The sequence below is a fragment of the Pseudomonas sp. SWI7 genome (genome assembly GCF_006351945.1).
Lineage (GTDB): Bacteria > Pseudomonadota > Gammaproteobacteria > Pseudomonadales > Pseudomonadaceae > Aquipseudomonas > Aquipseudomonas fulva.
In genome coordinates this window covers 2,438,457-2,457,017 of record NZ_CP040930.1, presented here as the reverse complement: position 1 = coordinate 2,457,017, position 18,561 = coordinate 2,438,457, and the positions used below count along the sequence as shown (strand labels likewise).

Here is an 18,561-nt window from a genome sequence, read left to right as displayed (position 1 = left end):
CAACGGGCGCGAAGATCGCCGCATGCCGGCCTTGCCGGTGTGAACCGAGAACGGATTTCATGGAACGACGCACGTTATTGATCACTGGGGCCTCGGGCTTTGTCGGCAGCGCCCTGTGCCAGCGCCTGGCGACGGTCGAAGGCCTTACGCCCCGCGCCGCCTTGCGCCACGGCAGCCAATCGCCCCTGGCAGGCATTGACGCGGTCACCGTTGCGGGCCTGAGCGCCGAGACCGACTGGCAGGCGGCCCTTGTCGATGTAGACGTCGTGGTGCACGCGGCGGCGCGTGTGCATGTGATGAAGGAAACCGCCACCGACAGCCTGGCCGAGTTTCGCCGTGTGAACGTGCAAGGCACGCTCAACCTGGCCCGCCAGGCGGCGGCTGCGGGCGTGCGCCGCTTCATTTTCATCAGCTCGATCAAGGTCAATGGCGAAACCAGCCAGCCGGTCCGGCCCCTGCATGCCGATGATGCCCCCGCGCCCCAGGACGCCTATGGCGTTTCCAAGCACGAGGCCGAGCAGGGGTTGCGGGCGGTAGCCGCCGAAACGGGCATGGAGGTCGTCGTGATCCGGCCGGTGCTGGTCTACGGCCCGGGCGTCAAGGCCAACTTCCTGAGCATGATGCGCTGGCTGGAGCGTGGCGTGCCCCTGCCGCTGGGGGCGGTACACAATCGCCGCAGCCTGGTCTCGCTGGGCAACCTGGTCGATCTGATCATCACCTGTGTGGATCACCCAGCGGCAGCGGGCCAGACGTTCCTGGCCAGTGATGGCGAGGCTGTATCCTTGAGCGAGCTGCTGCGGGCCCTAGGCCGGGCGCTGGGCCGTCCAGCCCGCCTGGTGCCGGTGCCCGCCGCGCTGTTGCAAACGAGCGCCGCACTGCTGGGGCGACGTGACCTGGCCCAGCGCCTGCTGGGCTCGCTGCAAGTGGACATCACCAAGAACCACCAGCTGCTGGGCTGGCGACCGCCCTACACGCTGGAGCAAGGCCTGGCCGCCACCGCGCACGCCTTCAAGGAGAACCACCGCCCATGACCGCCATCCTCATCGTGGCAGGCATCGCCACCTGGCTGATGACGGCCGCACTGCGCCGCTACGCGCTGTCGCGCAGCCTGCTGGACATTCCCAATGCCCGCAGCTCGCACACCTTGCCCACGCCCCGGGGCGGCGGGGTGGCCTTCGTCGTGGCGTTCATGGTCGGTGTGCTGGTGCTGGGCTGGGCCGGGTACGTGGCGCCGTCTGTACTGGTTGGCATCCTCGGGGCAGGGGGCCTGGTGGCCGTGATCGGGTTCATGGACGACCACGGGCACATTGCCGCGCGCTGGCGCCTGCTGGGCCATTTCGCCGCAGCCGCCTGGGGGCTGGCCTGGCTGGGTGGTCTGCCGCCGATCAGCGTGTTCGGCTGGCCGTTGCATGCTCTGTGGCTAGCCGCGCCGCTGGGGCTGCTGTACCTGGTCTGGCTGCTGAACCTCTACAACTTCATGGACGGCATCGATGGCATTGCCAGCATCGAAGCCATTTGCGTGTGCCTTGGCGGCACCGTGCTGTTCTGGCTGGCGGGTGCGCCGGGTGCTGCGTGGTTGCCGCTGCTGCTGGCCGCCACCGTCACCGGTTTCCTGATCTGGAACTTCCCGCCTGCCCGCATCTTCATGGGCGATGCGGGCAGTGGTTTTCTTGGCATCGTGCTGGGTTTGCTGGCAATCGTGGCAGGTTGGATAGATCCGCTACTCTTCTGGGGGTGGTTAATACTTTTGGGTGTATTCGTGGTAGACGCTACCTTCACCTTGGCGCGCCGTTTGCTACGCGGTGAAAGGGTCTACGAAGCACATCGTAGCCATGCCTACCAGTACGCCTCGCGGCGCCACGGTCGTCACCGGCCGGTGAGCCTGGCGGTGGCGGCCATCAACCTGGGCTGGCTGCTGCCCGTCGCGTTGGTCGTCGTGGTGCTCAAACTTGATGGGGCAACCGGAACCTTGGTGGCCTATGCCCCTCTGATACTGTTGGCAGTTGCCTACCGGGCAGGGGAGAAGGAATAGCATGCTCCAGCAAGGCGGGCGCAATCAGGGTTGTACAGGGCTGTATGTTCGGCAGTCGCTCTGGTCATTTTCACAAGATGGCGTAGCCATGAGGAAAACCCGATGAGCAATGCGAAGAACGACAGGCTGCGGCAATTTCTGGTCACCCTGTCACGCCGGCAGAAACGCCTGATCCAGGTGTGTGCCGACATTGCCCTCATCTGGTTCGCGCTGTGGCTGTCGTTCATCGTGCGGCTGGGCGTGGAGGAAATGTACAACCCCATCGTCGAGCACACCTGGCTGTTCATGGCCGCGCCGTGCGTGGCCATCCCCTTGTTCATCCGCTTCGGCATGTACCGGGCGGTGATGCGCTACTTCGGCAACGATGCGCTGGTGGCGATCATCAAGGCGGTGACCCTGTCTTCGCTGATCCTGGCGGTGGTGGTGTACTGGTACAGCAACCACGAGGTGGTGGTACCGCGCTCGATCATCTTCAACTACTGGTGGTTGAGCATGGTGATCATCGGCGGCTTGCGCCTGATCATGCGCCAGTATTTCCTGGGCGACTGGTTCACCGGCGCCCATCAGATCCCTTTCGCCAACCGCGACGACGGGCAGATCAAGGTAGCCATCTATGGTGCAGGTACCGCCGGCAACCAGCTGCTGGCGGCGTTGCGCATGGGCCGGGTGATGCGCCCGGTGGCCTTCCTCGACGATGACGGCGACCTGGCCAACCGGGTCATCTCCGGGCTGCAGGTCTACAAGCCCAAGCACCTGCAACAGATGCTCAAGGAAACCGGCGCCCAGGAAGTGTTGCTGGCACTGCCGTCGGCCACCCGCGCGCGGCGACGAGAGATTCTCGCCCTGCTCGAACCGTACCCCCTGCACGTGCGAAGCGTGCCGGCCTTTGCCGACCTGGCCACTGGCCGGGTAAAGGTGGACGATATTCAGGACGTGGACATTGCCGACCTGCTCGGGCGCGACCCGGTGCCCGCGCAGGAAGGCTTGCTGGAGCGCTGCATTCACAAGCAGGTGGTGCTGGTGACCGGTGCCGGCGGCTCCATTGGCGCCGAGTTGTGCCGGCAGATCATCGGCCTTGGGCCCAAGACCTTGCTGCTGCTGGACCATGCCGAATTCAACCTGTACAGCATCCTCAGCGAGCTGGAGCAGCGCGTGGCCCGCGAATCGCTGTCGGTGCAGTTGCTGCCGATCCTGGGCTCGGTGCGCAACCAGCAACACTTGGTCGATGTGATGAGCACCTGGCGCGTGGACACCGTCTACCATGCAGCTGCCTACAAGCATGTGCCGATGGTCGAGCACAACATCGCCGAAGGCATTCTCAACAACGTCTACGGCACCTTGTGCACGGCCCAGGCGGCATTGCAGACCGGGGTGGCCAATTTCGTGCTGATCTCCACCGACAAGGCCGTGCGCCCGACCAATGTGATGGGTAGCACCAAGCGACTGTCCGAGTTGATTCTGCAGGCGCTCAGCCGGGAAGCGGCGCCGGTGCTGTATGGCGATTGCAACAAGATCGCGCGGGTGAACAAGACCCGCTTCACCATGGTGCGTTTCGGCAACGTGCTGGGTTCGTCCGGTTCGGTGATTCCGCTGTTCCACCAGCAGATCAAGACAGGTGGCCCGCTGACGGTTACCCACCCCAAGATCACTCGTTACTTCATGACCATCCCGGAGGCGGCGCAACTGGTGGTGCAGGCCGGGGCCATGGGGCAGGGCGGGGATGTGTTCGTGCTGGACATGGGCGAGCCGGTGCGCATCGTCGAGCTGGCGGAGAAGATGATTCACCTGTCGGGCTTGAGCGTGCGCAGCTCGTCCAATCCTCAGGGCGACATCGCCATCGAGTTCACGGGTTTGCGGCCGGGTGAGAAGTTGTACGAGGAGCTGCTGATCGGCGACGACGTATCCCCCACCGCGCACCCGATGATCATGGCGGCCAACGAGGACTACCTGGCGTGGGAACGGTTGCGCGAAGGGCTGACGCTGTTGCTGGCGGCGGTGGCCGAGGACGACTTCACCCGCGTGCGGCAGTTGCTGCGCGAGATGGTGAACGGGTATTCGCCGCAGGGCGATATCGTGGACTGGGTTTACCTGCAGCGTCGCCAGGGGCCGGTGGAGCGGTAAGTGCTTGAGCCGTCGATTGGGCTCGGTGCCCCGGGGCCGCTTTGCGGCCCATCGCGGCACGAGGCCGCTCCCACCCCGGGAGGCGTTAGCCTTCAGATGCGGTGCTAGGCAGGCGATGACACGGCGTGAAGCACAGGCCTACCCGGACCTGTGGGAGCGGCCTCGCGCCGCGATGGGCCGCAAAGCGGCCCCAAGATCTAAAGCGCGCCTACCATCTCCGCGGCTCTTACCCCGTAGGGCACCCAGCACCCCCGCATTCAGCACCACATCACACACCCTAACCCCCAAGCGACTACCCCGACACGCTTGTCAGACTCAAGACCCCCACCACGTCAGCCCCATTTTCCATCGGCCATCCCCCTGCCCATAAACCCTGCACGCCCCGGCCAACCCAGGCAAAACCACCTCTCCAACCACCCCCCACCCTAAGCCCACCCCCGACCAATCCAGTAACCATTACCCCACCCCCAACCCTGTCCCACCCCCCACCTCCAGCGCTAGGGTTAACCCCGCAGCCCAAGGAACAGGCTGCCAGAAACGACCAACCCTAGGAGTCTTCATCATGCGTAAAAACCTGCTCACCGCGCTGCTGCTCCCACTCATCGCCAGCCTTTCGTTCACCGCAAACGCAGCACCAGGCAATGCCACAACCATGGTCGAACCCATGGCGATGGTCGCCCAGGCAAGCCAGTCAGCAACCCCGCTGGTCGATCTCAACAGCGCAGATGCCCTGACGCTCCAGAAAGAACTCAACGGCATCGGCAAGGCAAAGGCCGAGGCAATCGTCGCCTACCGCGAAGCCCACGGGCCATTCGCGTCGGTCGATGAATTGCTCGAGATAAAAGGCATCGGCAATGCGCTGCTAGAACGCAACCGCGACAAGCTGAAAGTGCAATAAGCACAGGGGGGCGGGCCTTCGACAGGCCCGCTCATTGAAAGGCCATCAACCGCATTCAGCGGTCTTGAGCATCCCGGGCATCGGCCTCGGCGTTGCGTTCATGAACCTTGCGCAACTGCTCGTCAGTCAACGGCAGCTTCTTGGCCGTGTCGCGCAGCATCATCAAACCGCCGACGATCGAGCCAATGGCAACGATGAGTATCAGCCAGGCATACCAAGGCATTTTCCTTCTCCTGTTGCGAATGTAAGCGGCTTGCTCACCTGTTTTGAGCCAGGCGCCGCTTCGTTGGTTCAATGGTACGGCGCCTCACGCAGGCCCAGCACCCACCGGCCCACATCCTGGCCCACCGTCCGACCAATTCCTGGGCCAGCGGCCCCCCCAGCCTGCGTCACATCGTTTACAATGCGCGCCGTTTCCGACTTGCCAAGAGACCCTGCCATGCCTGCTTGCCAGACGCCCCTGATCGTCGCCCTGGACTTCCCTACCCGCGAAGCCGCCCTGAAGCTGGCTGACCAGCTGGACCCTGCGCTGTGCCGCGTCAAGGTGGGCAAGGAGCTGTTCACCAGCAGCGCGTCGGGCATTGTCGAAACCCTGTGTGACAAAGGCTTCGAAGTGTTCCTGGACCTGAAATTCCACGACATCCCCAACACCACGGCCATGGCCGTCAAGGCCGCTGCCGAGATGGGCGTGTGGATGGTGAACGTGCATTGCTCCGGCGGCTTGCGCATGATGGCTGCTTGCCGTGAAGAACTGGCCAAGCGCAGCGGCCCGCAACCTCTGCTGATCGGCGTGACCGTGCTCACCAGCATGGAGCGCGAAGACCTGGCCGGTATCGGCCTGGATGTAGACCCGCAAGAACAGGTGCTGCGCCTGGCGGCGCTGGCCGAAAAGGCCGGTATGGACGGGCTGGTGTGCTCGGCGCTGGAGGCCCCGGCGCTCAAGGCCGCTCACCCTGGCCTGCAGCTCGTCACCCCCGGCATTCGCCCGGCAGGCAGCGCCCAGGATGACCAACGTCGCATCCTCACGCCGCGCCAGGCCCTGGACGCCGGCTCGGACTACCTGGTAATCGGCCGCCCCATCAGCCAGGCCGCCGACCCGGCCCAAGCGTTGGCAGCGGTAGTGGCCGAGATTCGCGGCTGAGCCTGAGCCGCACGCCTTTCAGGCACCGTCATCGGATCGGGACCTGAAAGGCGTGCGTCCAGTCAGTCATTACACCTTCAACACCAGCTTGCCGAAGTTCTGCCCGTTGAACAGTTTCAACAGGGTGTCTGGGAAGGTTTCCAGGCCGTCCACCACGTCTTCCTTGCTCTTGACCTGCCCATTGGCCAGCCAGCCGGCCATTTCCTTGGCCGCTTTGCCGTAGTCCTTGGCGTGGTCCATCACCACGAAGCCCTCCATGCGCGCACGGTTCACCAGCAGCGCCAGGTAGTTGGCCGGGCCTTTGACCGCTTCCTTGTTGTTGTACTGGCTGATCGCACCGCAGATCACGATGCGCGCCTTGAAGTTGATGCGCGTCAGCACCGCATCCAGAATCTCGCCCCCGACGTTGTCGAAGTACACGTCCACGCCTTTCGGGCATTCGCGCTTAAGGCCTGCCTGTACGTCCTCGGCCTTGTAGTCGATGACGCCGTCAAAGCCCAGTTCATCCTTGAGGTACTGGCATTTCTCGGCACCGCCCGCGATACCCACGACGCGGCAGCCCTTGATCTTGGCGATCTGCCCCGCAATGCTGCCCACCGCACCCGCGGCGCCGGAGATCACCACGGTGTCGCCGGCTTTAGGCTGGCCCACTTCCAGCAAGGCAAAGTACGCCGTCATGCCGGTCATGCCCAAGGCCGACAGGTAGCGGGGCAGGGGTGCAAGGCTCGGGTCGATTTTCTGCAGGTTCTGGGGCTCGCCGGTGAAGTAATCCTGCACGCCCAATGCGCCGTTCACATGGTCGCCAGGCTTGAAGTCCGGGTGGTTGGACGCAACCACTTCGCCCACGCCCAGGGCGCGCATCACCTGCCCCAAGGCAACCGGCGGGATGTAGGACTTGCCCTCGTTCATCCAGCCGCGCATGGCCGGGTCCAGGGAAAGGTACAGGTTGCGCACCATCACTTGCCCTTCACCGGGTTGTTCGGCAGGCAGGGTCTCGAACTTGAAGTCTTCACGCGTTACCGCCCCGACCGGGCGTTTGACGAGCAGGAAGCGGCGATTGGTCTGGGTCATGACGGGTCCTTGAAGAATGGGATGTGCACAAGAGGATAAATCTACCTTGTTGATGAAAGCAGGTCCTCAACATCACTGACAAGCATGGTCCTATAAATGTCCATGTGATGATGCTGCGGCCTTACCAGCGGCTGGCTATGCTCGTGTGCCTCACAGGCCCTGACAGGAGCGCGGCATGAGCATGAGTTTTTCGGGCCAGGTAGCACTGGTCACCGGGGGCGGGGCGGGCATCGGCCGGGCAACGGCGCTGGCCTTTGCCGGCGAGGGCCTGAAGGTGGTGGTCGCCGACCTGGACGCCGTGGGCGGCGAGGAAACGGTCGGGCAGATTCGGGCCGCAGGTGGCGAGGCGTTGTTCATCGCCTGCGACGTGACCCGCGAAGACCAGGTCCGCCAGCTGCACGAGCACTTGGTCGCCGCCTATGGCCGGCTGGACTATGCCTTCAACAATGCGGGCATCGAGATCGAGCAGGGCAAGCTGGCCGACGGCAGCGAGGCGCAGTTTGACGCCATCATGGGCGTGAACGTCAAAGGTGTGTGGCTGTGCATGAAATACCAGCTGCCGCTACTGCTGGCCCAGGGCGGCGGCGCTATCGTCAATACCGCCTCGGTGGCGGGGTTGGGCGCAGCGCCGAAGATGAGCATCTACAGCGCGTCCAAGCATGCCGTGATCGGGCTGACCAAGTCTGCCGCCATCGAATATGCCCGCAAGGGCATCAGGGTCAATGCCGTGTGCCCGGCCGTGATCGATACGGACATGTTCCGCCGTGCCTATGAAGCCGACCCCCGCAAAGCCGAGTTCGCTGCCGCCATGCACCCGGTAGGGCGCATCGGCACCGTGGCCGAAATCGCCAGTGCGGTGTTGTACCTGTGCAGCGATGGTGCGGCGTTTACCACTGGGCACTGTCTGACGGTGGATGGAGGGGCCACGGCAATTTGAATCGGTGAGGTTGTGGTGGATGAAGCCCAAAGGCTGCCAGGGGCTGAGCACTTGTCTGAAGAGGCATTATTACGCTGACATCCTGGGGCCGCTGCGCGCCCCATCGCGGCCGGTCCGGCGCCCCGGAAAGGCCGCTCCCACACGGGGCTCAGTAGCCTGTAGATTGCACTTTTGTGGGAGCGGTCTTTGTGCCGCGATGGGCTGCGCAGCGGCCCCAAGTTCTCCGCCCCGAGCCGCAAATCTTCATCCCTCGCGCACCCCCAGCGTGCCGCCACCATGTCCCTCCACCAACCACCGTCGTTGCCAGACAACATCCGGCCACCCATCCCTGCCTTTCATACGTAGGACGACTCCTACAAACCCATTACCGACATACTCATAGCTATTTGACACTATTCTGACGTCAGGCCCTTGTTCAGGGGTTGGCAACGTTGCCACCCTTGGCGTTCGGGATAACCTGACACCCACAAGGGGAATCGGCATGGGCGCGAGCAAGCACGGTGTGTTGGCCAACCTGGGCATGGCGCGCAAACTCGCGCTGGGCTTCACCCTGGTGTTGCTGCTGACCCTGGCGGTGGCTGCCATCGGTATCGCGGCGTTGCACAGTGTCGGACAGCGCTTTGACAGCCTGCGCGCGCTGGCACAATTCAATACCGACCTGTTGCGTCTGCGCCAGCACGAACAGGCATTTGCACTGCGCTCCGACATCAAGCAAGCCGAAGCCTTGCGCGCCGGGTTGCAAGGGTTGGTCGAGCGCGCTCGTGCACTGCCGGCCCTGGCCGCAGCCGAGCCCGAGCTGGCCGCCTATGGCCAGGCATTCGAAGCGTTCGTCGGCGCGGTGCAGGCCAAGGAACTGGCGCTCGATACCGCCAGCTGGTCGGTCTCAAGCGTTGCCAACAACCTCGACGTGCTGCAATCCGGCCTGGCTGATGACGGGGTGTATACCCTCAAGCAATCACAAGGCCAGCAGGGCGGTGAGTTCCTGGAGCAGGCCGCGCAGGTGGCGCAGGTCTCGCGGTTGATGCTCCAGGCCATGGATGAAGCCCGAGTGCGCCTTGAGAAAAGCCGCAAGGGCGAAGACGACGTCAGCCAGGCGCGCATCGCGCAAACGGTCGAGGCCGCCAGCCTTGTGGGCCAGTTACAAGCGGCTGTCACCGACAGTGGCTACCAGAGCGTACTCAACGAGGTGGCGGGGCACATTGGCAGCTTCTCCGAAAAACTCAACGAATACACCGACCAACTGGCCAGCGAACAAGGCCTCAAGGCGCAGCTGCAGGCCTCGGCCGAGCACGTCACAAGTCGCGTCGATCAGGCCTACCTCACCGAAGAGCACGTGCTGCAAGGCGACTTGCAGCGCAACACGGTGGCCATCGCCATCGCCACCGCGCTGGCCTTGCTGGTGGGCGTGCTGGCCGCCTGGCTGATCACCCGCGCCGTAGTTGGCCCGCTCAAGCATGTGATTGCCCGTGCGCAACGCATTGCCGACGGCGAACTGGCGTTCGAGCCCGTCGCCCCGCGCCGCGATGAAGTGGGGCAACTGATGCAGGCCATGCAGCAGATGGCCGCCGGCCTGTCAGGCATCGTCAGCGGTTTGCAGCAAGGCATCGAGCAGTTGGCCGGCAACGCCCAGGCGCTGTCGGCCGTGACCGAGCAGACCAACCGCGAAGTCGGCAGCCAGAAGGAAGAGACCGAGCAAGTGGCCACGGCGATGCAACAGATGACGGCTACCGTGCACGATGTGGCGCGCAACGCCGAGCAAGCCGCGCAAGCGGCGCAGGCTGCGGACGAGAAGGTCGATTCGGGGCAGCATGTGGTGCGCCAGAGCATGCAGCGCATCGAGCAGTTGGCCGCCGCGGCCGAAACCGCCAGCGCGGGCATCGAGAGCCTCAGCTCTGAAATCCATACCATTGGCGATGTGCTCGAAGTCATCAAGAGCGTTGCCGAGCAAACCAACCTGCTGGCCCTCAACGCGGCCATCGAAGCGGCCCGGGCCGGCGAGCAGGGGCGCGGCTTTGCAGTGGTGGCCGACGAGGTGCGTGCACTGGCCAGGCGCACGCGCCAGTCCACCGAGCAGATCGAAACCCTGGTGGCCAGCCTGCGCGGCAATGCGCAGCAGTCCGTCGCGCAGATTCGCGGCAGCACGGAGCTGGTGCGCCTGGCCGTGGCCGATGCCCTGCACACCGAAAGCGCATTGGGCAGTATTGCCGCAGCGGTGTCGTTGATTCAGCAGATGAACCAGCAGATCGCCGCCGCCGCCGAACAGCAAAGCTCGGTCGCAGAAGAAATCAGCCGCAGCGTCACGCAAATTCGTGGCAGTGCCGACCAGGCTGCGTTGGCCATGCAGGACAGCGCCCGGTCCAGCGTCGAGCTGGCGCAGCTCGGCACCGACCTCAAGGGCATGGTGGGGCACTTCAGGCTGTGATGGCGCCGCCCTGGCAGGGCTCCGCCGGCGAGGAGCCTGCCATGGGCGGGTGTCTTACGCCTTGCGTGGGTTCAGGATCAGCAGGGCCAGTACACCGGCCACGATGCCCCAGAAGGCCGAACCGATGGAGAACAGCGTAAGCCCCGAGGCCGTGACCATGAAGGTGATGACGGCCGCTTCACGCTCGCGCGCTTCACTCATGGCTACCGTCAGGCCATTCATGATCGAGCCAAACAGGGCCAGCGCCGCAATCGACAGCACCAGTTCCTTGGGCAAGGCCGCGAACAGCGCTGCCAGGGTCGCCCCGAACACGCCGGCTACACCGTAGAACACGCCGCACCACACGGCCGCGGTGTAGCGCTTGCTCGGGTCTTCATGGGCATGCGGCCCGGTGCAGATGGCCGCGCTGATGGCGGCCAGGTTCACCCCGTGCGAGCCGAACGGCGCCAGCAGCAACGAAGCCAGGCCGGTGGTTGAAATCAACGCAGAGGCCGGCACCTGATAACCGTCTGCCCGCAGCACGGCAATGCCCGGCATGTTCTGCGAGGTCATTGCCACCACGAACAGCGGAATGCCGATGCTGATGGTGGCTGCCAGCGAAAAGTGCGGCGTGGTCCATACCGGCGTTGCCATTTCCAGGGCGAAGCCGCTGAAGTCCAGCAGCCCCAAGGCACCGGACAGGGCCGTGCCCACCAGTAGAGCGGCCAGTACGCAGTAGCGCGGGGACAGGCGCTTGACCAACAGGTAGCTGAAGAACATGCCCAGCACCAGCAAGGTGCGGTGCTGGGCGGCGACGAAGATTTCGCTGCCGATCTTGAACAGGATGCCTGCCAGCAGCGCCGATGCCAGCGAGGCAGGAATCCGCTTGACCAGGCGCTCGAAGCTGCCGGTCAGCCCACAGATCAGCACCAGCGCAGCACAGGTGATGTAGGCCCCGATCGCCTCCCCGTAGCTCACCCCGCCCAGGCTGGTGATCAGCAGCGCCGCGCCGGGCGTGGACCAGGCCACGGTCACGGGCGTGCGGTAGCGCAGGGACAGGCCGATGCTGCAGACCGCCATGCCGATCGAGAGCGCCCAGATCCACGATGATATCTGCGCGTTAGTCAGGCCAGCCGCTTGCCCGGCCTGAAACATCAGCACCAGCGAGGAGGTGTAGCCGGTGAGCATGGCGATGAAGCCTGCAACCACCGCCGAGGGCGAGGTATCTGCCAGGGGGCGAAGACGAGCGGAAGTGGCATCGGTCATGAAAAATCCTTGTAAGGGTGTACGCCGTGGTTTTCAGACTAACGCCAGGCGAGGTGACAGCAGCGATACAGCGATCATTGCTTTTAACCGTACAGTCGTTAACTATCAGGCGCTCTGGTATGACGGCATTGCAGGGGTAGGGGTGATGTACAAGGTTTACGGCGATTATCAATCGGGTAACTGCTACAAGGTCAAGTTGATGCTCAGCCTGTTGGGGCGGCCCTACGAGTGGCACGCCGTGGACATTCTCAAGGGCGAGACCGAGACGCCCGAGTTCCTGGCCATGAACCCCAACGGCAAGGTGCCGGTGTTGCAACTTGAGGACGGTAGTTACTTGTGGGAATCCAATGCCATCCTCAACTACCTGGCCGACGGCAGCGAGTTCCTGCCCGCCGAGCCGCGCCTGCGCACCCAGGTCTTGCAGTGGCAGTTCTTCGAGCAATACAGCCATGAGCCGTATATCGCCGTGGCCCGCTTCATCCAGTTCTACCTGGGGCTGCCGGATGATCGCGTGGAGGAGTACCGCAAGTTGCACAAGGGCGGGTACAAGGCGCTGCGTGTGATGGAGCGGCAGTTGCAGGTGACGCCGTACCTGGTGGGTGACCAGTATTCCATCGCCGATGTGGCGTTGTATGCCTACACCCATGTGGCACAGCAAGGCGGTTTCGACTTGGCGGACTACCCGGCCGTGCGTGCCTGGCTGGAGAGGGTGAGCAGCCATCCGCGGCATGTGCCGATGGTGGGCTGATTCACGAGCAACATGTAGGAGCGACCTGGCTCGCTGGCGGGTGCCAAGGCTGCACCCGCCACCGCTGAATCAACCCTTGCCAAACCGCTCATCCAGGTAGGCAATGATGGTCTTGGACTCATACATCCAGGTCACCTTGCCCGCTTCCTCGATGCGCAGGCAGGGCACCTTTATCCGGCCACCGCCTTGTTCCAAGGCCTGGCGGTGCACAGGGTCGTTCTTGGCATCGCGCAACGCCACCGGCACGTTCAGGCGGTGCAAGGTGCGGCGGGTCTTGACGCAGAACGGGCAGGCATGGAACTGGTAGAGCGCCAGGCCCTTGGCCGCCTCGTCCACGCGGGCCTGGGCCGCCGGGTCGCGCTTGCGCTTGGCCGGGCGGCTGGCCCAGTCGCCGAATACGATAAGCTGGCCGAGGCCAACCCGCAGGGCTTTGACGATCATGTACAAACTCCTGAAATGAAAAAGGCCGACCGGCAGGGGTCGGCCTGGGTGACGCAGCCGGTTACTTGATCAGGCTGAGGAACTCGCTGCGGGTGGCCGCGTTGGCGCGGAACTCACCCAGCATCACCGACGTGATCATGCTCGAATTCTGCTTCTCCACACCGCGCATCATCATGCACATGTGCTTGGCCTCGATGACCACGGCAACGCCGGCGGCACCGGTCACCTGCTGCACGGCATCGGCGATCTGGCGGCTGAGGTTTTCCTGAATCTGCAGGCGGCGGGCGTACATGTCGACGATACGCGCCACTTTCGACAGGCCCAGCACCTTGCCCTTGGGCAAGTAGGCCACGTGGGCCTTGCCGATGAAGGGCAACATGTGGTGCTCGCACATCGAATACAGCTCGATGTCCCGGACCAGCACCATTTCGCTGTTGTCGGAACTGAACAACGCGTTGTTGGTCACTTCTTCCAGTGTTTGCTCATAACCGCGGCAAAGATACTTCATCGCCTTTGCAGCCCGCTTGGGCGTGTCGAGCAGGCCCTCACGGGAGACGTCCTCGCCAATCTGGCTGAGGATCTCGGTGTAGTTCTGTTCCAGGGACATGGATCTACCTGTGGGAAAAATCGCAAAAACGAAGGTTACGGCGGCAAGGGCGGCGCTGCAAGCGCGGCGTTACTCGTCGCGGCCTTCGAGCATGGTTCGTTTGAGCATCACATAGACCGCGCCGGTGCCACCGTGGCGGGCACTGCAGGAGGCAAAGCCGAGCACTTGCGGGTGCTGGCGCAGCCAGGTGTTGACGTGGCTCTTGATCATGGGGCGCTTGCCGTCCAGGCGTGCCGCCTTGCCATGGGTGACCCGCACGCAGCGTACTTCAAGGCGCGTCGCCTCGGCGATGAAATCCCAAAGCGTCTCGCGCGCCTTTTCCACGGTCATGCCGTGTAGGTCCAGGCTGCCTTCGAACGGTATCTGCCCAAGCTTGAGCTTGCGCAGCTGGGTTTCCTGAACACCGTCACGGCGCCACATCAGTTCGTCTTCGGCGCCCACGTCGATGACGAACTGGTCGGACATGCCATCGATGACCAATGCCTTGTCGCTGGACACGGTCGCCGACTGGCGCAGGCCGGCCAGTTTCTGGCGATCGGCCTTGGGCTTGCCGACCTCGGCACGGTCGTGCGTGATCGGCTTGACGCCGCGCACTTCGGCCTTGAACAGGGAAAAATCGTCGTCTTGCATGATGCCTCCGCGTGGGCGGCATAGTTTACGCGAGTGCGCGGCGGTGTGCAGCCATGGTGGTCGGGTGGGGAAGGGCGACGGCGGGCTACTAAGGGGGACGGTGAGCTAAGGGAGACGGTGAGCTAATGTAGGAGCGGCCTAGTGCCGCGATGGGACGCGCAGCGGCCCCGGCGATCTAGGCGGCCAAGCTGAAATCCTGGGGCCGCTGCGCGCCCCATCGCGGCTAGGCCGCTCCTACAGGGGGGCTGCGGTTGCAGGAACCTCACTCATGCTTCTTCATCAAGTGGGGCGACATGTTCAGCTCCCGAGCACGGCGCATGCGAATGCGGCTCAGGCGCCAGAAGCGTACGCCAAGCCACAGCATCAGCAGCCCCACCACCGACAAGGTGGCGGCAAGCGGCTTGTTGGCGTTGAGTTCGGCCAGGGCAGGGTAGTTGCCCAGCAGCCCGGCCACGCCGGCCATGGCCAGTAACACACCAAGGGTGGCCAGCAGCGCGGCAAGCGCAGCACCCAGGCGTGCGCCCCAGCTGCGCGGTTGGCGCGGGCGCAGGCGCTTGGCGTCGATACTGCCTTTAAGCTTCATCCTGCTCTCCTGTTGGGGTCTGGGCCCTTGGACCCACAAACACACCTCGGGTTCCTGCCTGCCGCCACCCTCCTGATCGGATCAGATCAGGCTGGCCGTCGGCGCCACGCAGGCGAAGTTGTCGGCCATCACGGCCATTTCACACCGGTGGATCTGCGCCGCTGGAATCACCTCATTGTTGAAAGCCAGGTCGCGAGTGGCCGACGCGTCTTCCACCAGGGTGCACCGGTAACCATAGTCCTTGGCACGGCGCACGGTGGTGCTGACGCTGGAGTGGCTCATGAAGCCGCAGACGATCAGGTCGAGATGGCCGAGTGCCTGCAACGTCTCGTGCAGCTTGGTGTTCTTGAAGGCATTGGGCATGCGTTTTTCGATCACGGTCTCGCCTTCCAGCGGTTCGAGCCCCGGAATGAACTGACCTGCAGGGCCCTGGGGGTCGAAGCGCCCGCCAACGGTGCCCAGATGGCGAACATGGATGATCGGACGGCCGCTCTTGCGCGCGGCGTCGAGCAACCTGGCGATGTTGGCCACGGCCTCATCCATGCCCGACAGCGCCAGGGGCCCGGTCAGGTACTCCTTCTGCGCATCAATGATGATCAGGCTGGCTTGGCTCAGCTTGGCCGGCGGGTAATCGCGGCCAGTGAGGCGGAACATCGTGGTTGGAACGGACATCAAGGGCTCCTTGGTATAGGGCTTTTGTACGCCTATTCTCCCCTGCCTTGGCGACAATGGGAATGGTTGACAACGCAAGCGGCGTGGTTGCTGGCCTGTGGCTACCGTACAGGCGATTGCAGGGAACAAATCCAGGGCCTGGGCTGTTAGACTTTCGGCCAGTCTGAATTAGGAGTTTCCCGTGATCACATCCCGTCTGCGCACGCTGCGCGACTACATCCGTTGGGCGGTCAGCCGCTTCCATGAGCACGACCTGTTCTTCGGCCACGGTGCCGACAACGCCTGGGATGAAGCCCGGTTGCTGGTGCTGGGGGCAGTCCACCTGCCGTGGGAGGTGGCCGACAGCTACCTGGACTGCATGCTCGAGGATGCCGAGCGTGTACAGCTGCAGCACCTGCTCAAGCGCCGCATCGAAGAACGGGTGCCCACCGCCTACCTGTTGGGCGAGGCCTGGTTCTGTGGCATGTCGTTCATCGTCGACGAGCGCGTGCTGGTGCCGCGCTCACCCATTGGCGAGCTGCTGGAAAAGCGTGTTGAGCCGTGGCTCGGCGCTGAACCAGCCCGCATTCTGGACCTGTGCACCGGCTCCGGCTGCATCGGGATCGTCGCCGCCGACGTCTTCCCGCAGGCCGAGGTGGTGCTGGCCGACCTGTCGTTCGAAGCGCTCGAAGTGGCCAACCAGAACATCGAGCGCCATGGCCTCGATGGCCGGGTGTACACCGTGCAGGGCGATGGTTTCGAGGGGTTGCCGGGCCAGCGCTTCGACCTCATCCTGTCCAACCCGCCCTACGTGGACGCCGAAGACTTCGGCGACATGCCGGCCGAGTACCACCACGAACCGGAGCTGGGCCTGGCCTGCGGTGCCGATGGTCTGGACCTGGTACGGCGCATGCTGGCCGAAGCGGCCGATCACCTGACCGAAAAGGGCTTGCTGATCGTGGAGGTGGGCAATAGCCAGGTTCATGTCGAGGCGCTGTACCCGGAAGTCGACTTCGCCTGGCTCGAATTCGAGCGCGGCGGGCATGGGGTATTCATGCTCACCGCCGAGCAGTGCCGTCAGCATCAGGCGTTGTTCAAAGGCCGCGTCTGAGGCCGAGTGGGGGGCACGGGTGCCAGGCGCCCGTTCCGCCCAAGCCGTCTTCACACCACCTGAGGCTCGCACAACGCCGGCCCCAGGCTTTCAACGCGTGGCGATCCAGATCAGCAGCCCGGCCTGAAACAGTGCAAAGGCCACCAGGCAGGTGATGGTGAACCGCAAGCCGCTGTCTTCGCGCTGGTACTTGGCCACACGCTCGTCGCGCTCGCGCAAGCGGGCTTCGCCTTCCTGCAACTGCTGGTCTGCCTGCTGCAGCAACTGCGCTGCATCCAGAAGGCCCAGGCGCTGCACGCGCTCGCTGTTCCAGCCTACCTCCAACTGGTCTACCCGGGTCTCGGCCGTTCGGCCCTTGAGCACCTGCCCGTCTTCGTATTGCACCTCAAGGCCTACCCCACGCAGGCACTGGTCCCGGCGCAGGCGCGAGTCCTCCTCCAGCGCATCCTTGCTCGGCAGCGCAAAAGCCTCTACTCGGTAATTCGGCCATTTGCGCTGCAGCCACTGGGCAGCCTGGGCCAGCAAAAAGCGGCCCAGGCCGCGATTGACCGGCTCCAGTTGCAGGCCATGTTCATCCCCCAGGTACACGCGCTTCGTCTGGTGATCTACGCGTATGTCCACCTGGTTATGGCCCTTGTGCACCTTCTGGCCGGGCAACCCAATCTGCATGCGCAGCAGGCTGTGGGCCGGGTCGTGGCGCTCGGCATAGCCGAACTGCACGAAACGCAGGGGGCGGGCGCCGGTTGCGCGGTCGCCAGGCAGGGGCGCCAGGCGCAGCAACTGGTGATGTTCGACGGCCAGGTCCGCCCAGGGCAGGGCGGGGGTGTGTTGGGGCTCTTCAGCCGGCTCTGTGGCAGCAGGTGGTGTGGTCATCAGGGCATGTCCTTGGCTATGCACGCTGTATCGGCCGCCTGCGCGCAGACCTGAGCCCGTCGATCAGGCCGGTGGCAACTGGCGAATGAACGCGACGATCTGCTCGCCCAGCTCCCGTGCCAGCGGCAACTGGGGGTTCTGGTAACTCTCGCGCTGTTCGCTCATGTCCTTGGGGCTGATGCGCAGCATATGGTTCATGCCCTCGATCAGCACCAGGTGGGCATCGGGTTTGGCGTCCTTGAGCTTCTGCGCATCCGCCACGTCCACCTGCACGTCGTTGCGCCCCTGCACGATCAGCGCCGGCATGGACAGCCGCGCAAACGCGGCTGCCGGGTCCTGCCGGAACAAGGTGATCAGGTAGGGCTGCACGCTGGGGCGAAACACTTGGCGCAGTGGTGCGGGCACGTCCAGGCTGGTCTGGCCAGCTTCCAGGCGGTCGAGCAGGGCGCTGCCACGGGCCAGCTGCGCAGGCGGCAGGCGCTCGGCCAGCTGCTCACGCACCACCTCGGCCATGGGCCTGCCGCTGCCGGCCAGGCTGATCACTGCGCTGGCCCCGGCCTGCTCGGCGGCCAGGCTGGCGATCAGCGCACCTTCGCTGTGGCCGATCAGGATCAAGGGGCCGAAGCGGGGGTCGGCCTTGAGCTTGTGGCCCCAAGCCACCACATCGGCAACGTAGCGTTCCACGCTCAGGTCGCGCTCATCGGGCGTGGCCGGTTGGCTGGCGGCCACGCCGCGCTTGTCGTAGCGCACGCTGGCGATGTTTGCATTGGCCAGCAGCAGGGCCAGGCGCTTCAGGTTGTCCACGCGCCCGCCGGCCGGGTTGTTGCCGTCGCGGTCGGTGGGCCCGGAGCCTGCGATGATCAGCACCACCGGCGGCGGCGTGTCCTGCTGGGGTAACAGCAGGCTGCCGTGCAGTACCCCCTGACCGGTGTCCAGGTCGATGGGGCGGTGCAGGACGGTGGGGGTGGCGGCATGGCAAAGGCTGGTCAACAGCAGGCAAAACAGGGCAATGAAACGCGGCATCGTGCGCAACTACACAGGGGGAGATAG

19 protein-coding genes and 1 pseudogene are annotated in these 18,561 nt (G+C 64.5%); 10 read left to right on the top strand and 10 right to left on the bottom strand.

All coding sequences use genetic code 11. The features are described from left to right. The first annotated feature begins 59 nt into the window (after positions 1-59). From FH041_RS11290 to FH041_RS11275, 4 genes are all read left to right on the top strand, one after another. Positions 60-1,031 carry an SDR family oxidoreductase gene (locus tag FH041_RS11290; protein WP_140174580.1) on the top strand — a complete coding sequence of 324 codons (972 nt, stop codon included), beginning with the start codon at positions 60-62 and terminating at the stop codon, positions 1,029-1,031. Further along, positions 1,028-2,032 carry a glycosyltransferase family 4 protein gene (locus FH041_RS11285; protein WP_049696398.1) on the top strand — a complete coding sequence of 335 codons (1,005 nt, stop codon included), beginning with the start codon at positions 1,028-1,030 and terminating at the stop codon, positions 2,030-2,032. Before FH041_RS11290 ends, FH041_RS11285 begins: the two co-directional genes overlap by 4 nt. 102 nt (positions 2,033-2,134) lie before the next feature. Continuing rightward, the gene (locus tag FH041_RS11280) at positions 2,135-4,153 is read left to right on the top strand and encodes a nucleoside-diphosphate sugar epimerase/dehydratase (RefSeq protein ID WP_023535319.1); all 2,019 of its coding nucleotides are present in this window, start codon (positions 2,135-2,137) and stop codon (positions 4,151-4,153) included. A gap of 562 nt (positions 4,154-4,715) precedes the next feature. Continuing rightward, complete coding sequence (locus tag FH041_RS11275) at positions 4,716-5,051, top strand: helix-hairpin-helix domain-containing protein (RefSeq protein ID WP_128610731.1); 336 nt, start codon at positions 4,716-4,718, stop codon at positions 5,049-5,051. A 55-nt stretch (positions 5,052-5,106) separates the two neighbouring features. Here the strand turns inward: FH041_RS11275 and FH041_RS11270 are convergent, their stop codons facing one another. Next, a complete protein-coding gene (locus tag FH041_RS11270) occupies positions 5,107-5,274 on the bottom strand; it encodes a DUF2897 family protein (RefSeq protein WP_023535343.1) in 168 nt (55 codons plus the stop codon). 216 nt (positions 5,275-5,490) lie between these two features. On the opposite strand from FH041_RS11270, the gene pyrF reads away from it, so the two are divergent. Then, complete coding sequence (gene pyrF / locus FH041_RS11265; RefSeq protein WP_027914290.1) at positions 5,491-6,192, top strand: orotidine-5'-phosphate decarboxylase; 702 nt, start codon at positions 5,491-5,493, stop codon at positions 6,190-6,192. Between the two features lie 69 nt (positions 6,193-6,261). Here the strand turns inward: pyrF and FH041_RS11260 are convergent, their stop codons facing one another. Then, complete coding sequence (locus tag FH041_RS11260) at positions 6,262-7,263, bottom strand: NADP-dependent oxidoreductase (protein WP_027914291.1); 1,002 nt, start codon at positions 7,261-7,263, stop codon at positions 6,262-6,264. Positions 7,264-7,438: 175 nt separating this feature from the next. Here FH041_RS11260 and FH041_RS11255 point away from each other — a divergent pair, with 175 nt between their 5' ends. From FH041_RS11255 to FH041_RS23235, 3 genes and pseudogenes are all read left to right on the top strand, one after another. Beyond that, positions 7,439-8,200, top strand: coding sequence for an SDR family oxidoreductase (locus FH041_RS11255; protein WP_027914292.1), 762 nt, complete (start codon positions 7,439-7,441; stop codon positions 8,198-8,200). Between the two features lie 481 nt (positions 8,201-8,681). Next, positions 8,682-9,713, top strand: a pseudogene (locus tag FH041_RS23240) (methyl-accepting chemotaxis protein); the annotation flags it as partial. A gap of 27 nt (positions 9,714-9,740) precedes the next feature. Next, positions 9,741-10,622, top strand: a complete 882-nt coding sequence (locus FH041_RS23235) for a methyl-accepting chemotaxis protein (RefSeq protein WP_373682149.1) — start codon at positions 9,741-9,743, stop codon at positions 10,620-10,622. A 54-nt stretch (positions 10,623-10,676) separates the two neighbouring features. Here the strand turns inward: FH041_RS23235 and FH041_RS11245 are convergent, their stop codons facing one another. Further along, complete coding sequence (locus FH041_RS11245) at positions 10,677-11,867, bottom strand: benzoate/H(+) symporter BenE family transporter (protein ID WP_049696393.1); 1,191 nt, start codon at positions 11,865-11,867, stop codon at positions 10,677-10,679. A gap of 145 nt (positions 11,868-12,012) precedes the next feature. On the opposite strand from FH041_RS11245, the gene FH041_RS11240 reads away from it, so the two are divergent. After that, positions 12,013-12,615, top strand: coding sequence for a glutathione S-transferase family protein (locus tag FH041_RS11240; RefSeq protein ID WP_028687830.1), 603 nt, complete (start codon positions 12,013-12,015; stop codon positions 12,613-12,615). Between the two features lie 69 nt (positions 12,616-12,684). Here the strand turns inward: FH041_RS11240 and FH041_RS11235 are convergent, their stop codons facing one another. The 5 genes from FH041_RS11235 to FH041_RS11215 all read right to left on the bottom strand — a co-directional run bounded on the left by FH041_RS11235 (position 12,685) and on the right by FH041_RS11215 (position 15,548). Further along, the gene (locus FH041_RS11235) at positions 12,685-13,056 is read right to left on the bottom strand and encodes a glutaredoxin (RefSeq protein ID WP_140174576.1); all 372 of its coding nucleotides are present in this window, start codon (positions 13,054-13,056) and stop codon (positions 12,685-12,687) included. Positions 13,057-13,117: 61 nt separating this feature from the next. After that, a complete protein-coding gene (gene folE, locus FH041_RS11230) occupies positions 13,118-13,663 on the bottom strand; it encodes a GTP cyclohydrolase I FolE (protein WP_023535356.1) in 546 nt (181 codons plus the stop codon). 69 nt (positions 13,664-13,732) lie between these two features. Continuing rightward, on the bottom strand, positions 13,733-14,293 hold the full coding sequence (locus tag FH041_RS11225) for a Smr/MutS family protein (protein WP_023535332.1): 561 nt from the start codon (positions 14,291-14,293) through the stop codon (positions 13,733-13,735). Positions 14,294-14,555: 262 nt separating this feature from the next. Then, entirely contained in the window at positions 14,556-14,876 is a 321-nt protein-coding gene (locus FH041_RS11220) for a hypothetical protein (protein ID WP_140174574.1), read from the bottom strand. 81 nt (positions 14,877-14,957) lie between these two features. Then, complete coding sequence (locus FH041_RS11215; protein ID WP_027914297.1) at positions 14,958-15,548, bottom strand: cysteine hydrolase family protein; 591 nt, start codon at positions 15,546-15,548, stop codon at positions 14,958-14,960. Between the two features lie 181 nt (positions 15,549-15,729). Here FH041_RS11215 and prmB point away from each other — a divergent pair, with 181 nt between their 5' ends. After that, entirely contained in the window at positions 15,730-16,638 is a 909-nt protein-coding gene (prmB, locus tag FH041_RS11210; protein WP_027914298.1) for a 50S ribosomal protein L3 N(5)-glutamine methyltransferase, read from the top strand. 90 nt (positions 16,639-16,728) lie between these two features. On the opposite strand, the gene FH041_RS11205 is transcribed toward prmB, so the two are convergent. Further along, entirely contained in the window at positions 16,729-17,511 is a 783-nt protein-coding gene (locus FH041_RS11205) for a hypothetical protein (protein ID WP_104925938.1), read from the bottom strand. A gap of 63 nt (positions 17,512-17,574) precedes the next feature. Continuing rightward, a complete protein-coding gene (locus FH041_RS11200) occupies positions 17,575-18,534 on the bottom strand; it encodes an alpha/beta hydrolase (RefSeq protein ID WP_027914300.1) in 960 nt (319 codons plus the stop codon). Between the last annotated feature and the right edge of the window lie 27 nt (positions 18,535-18,561).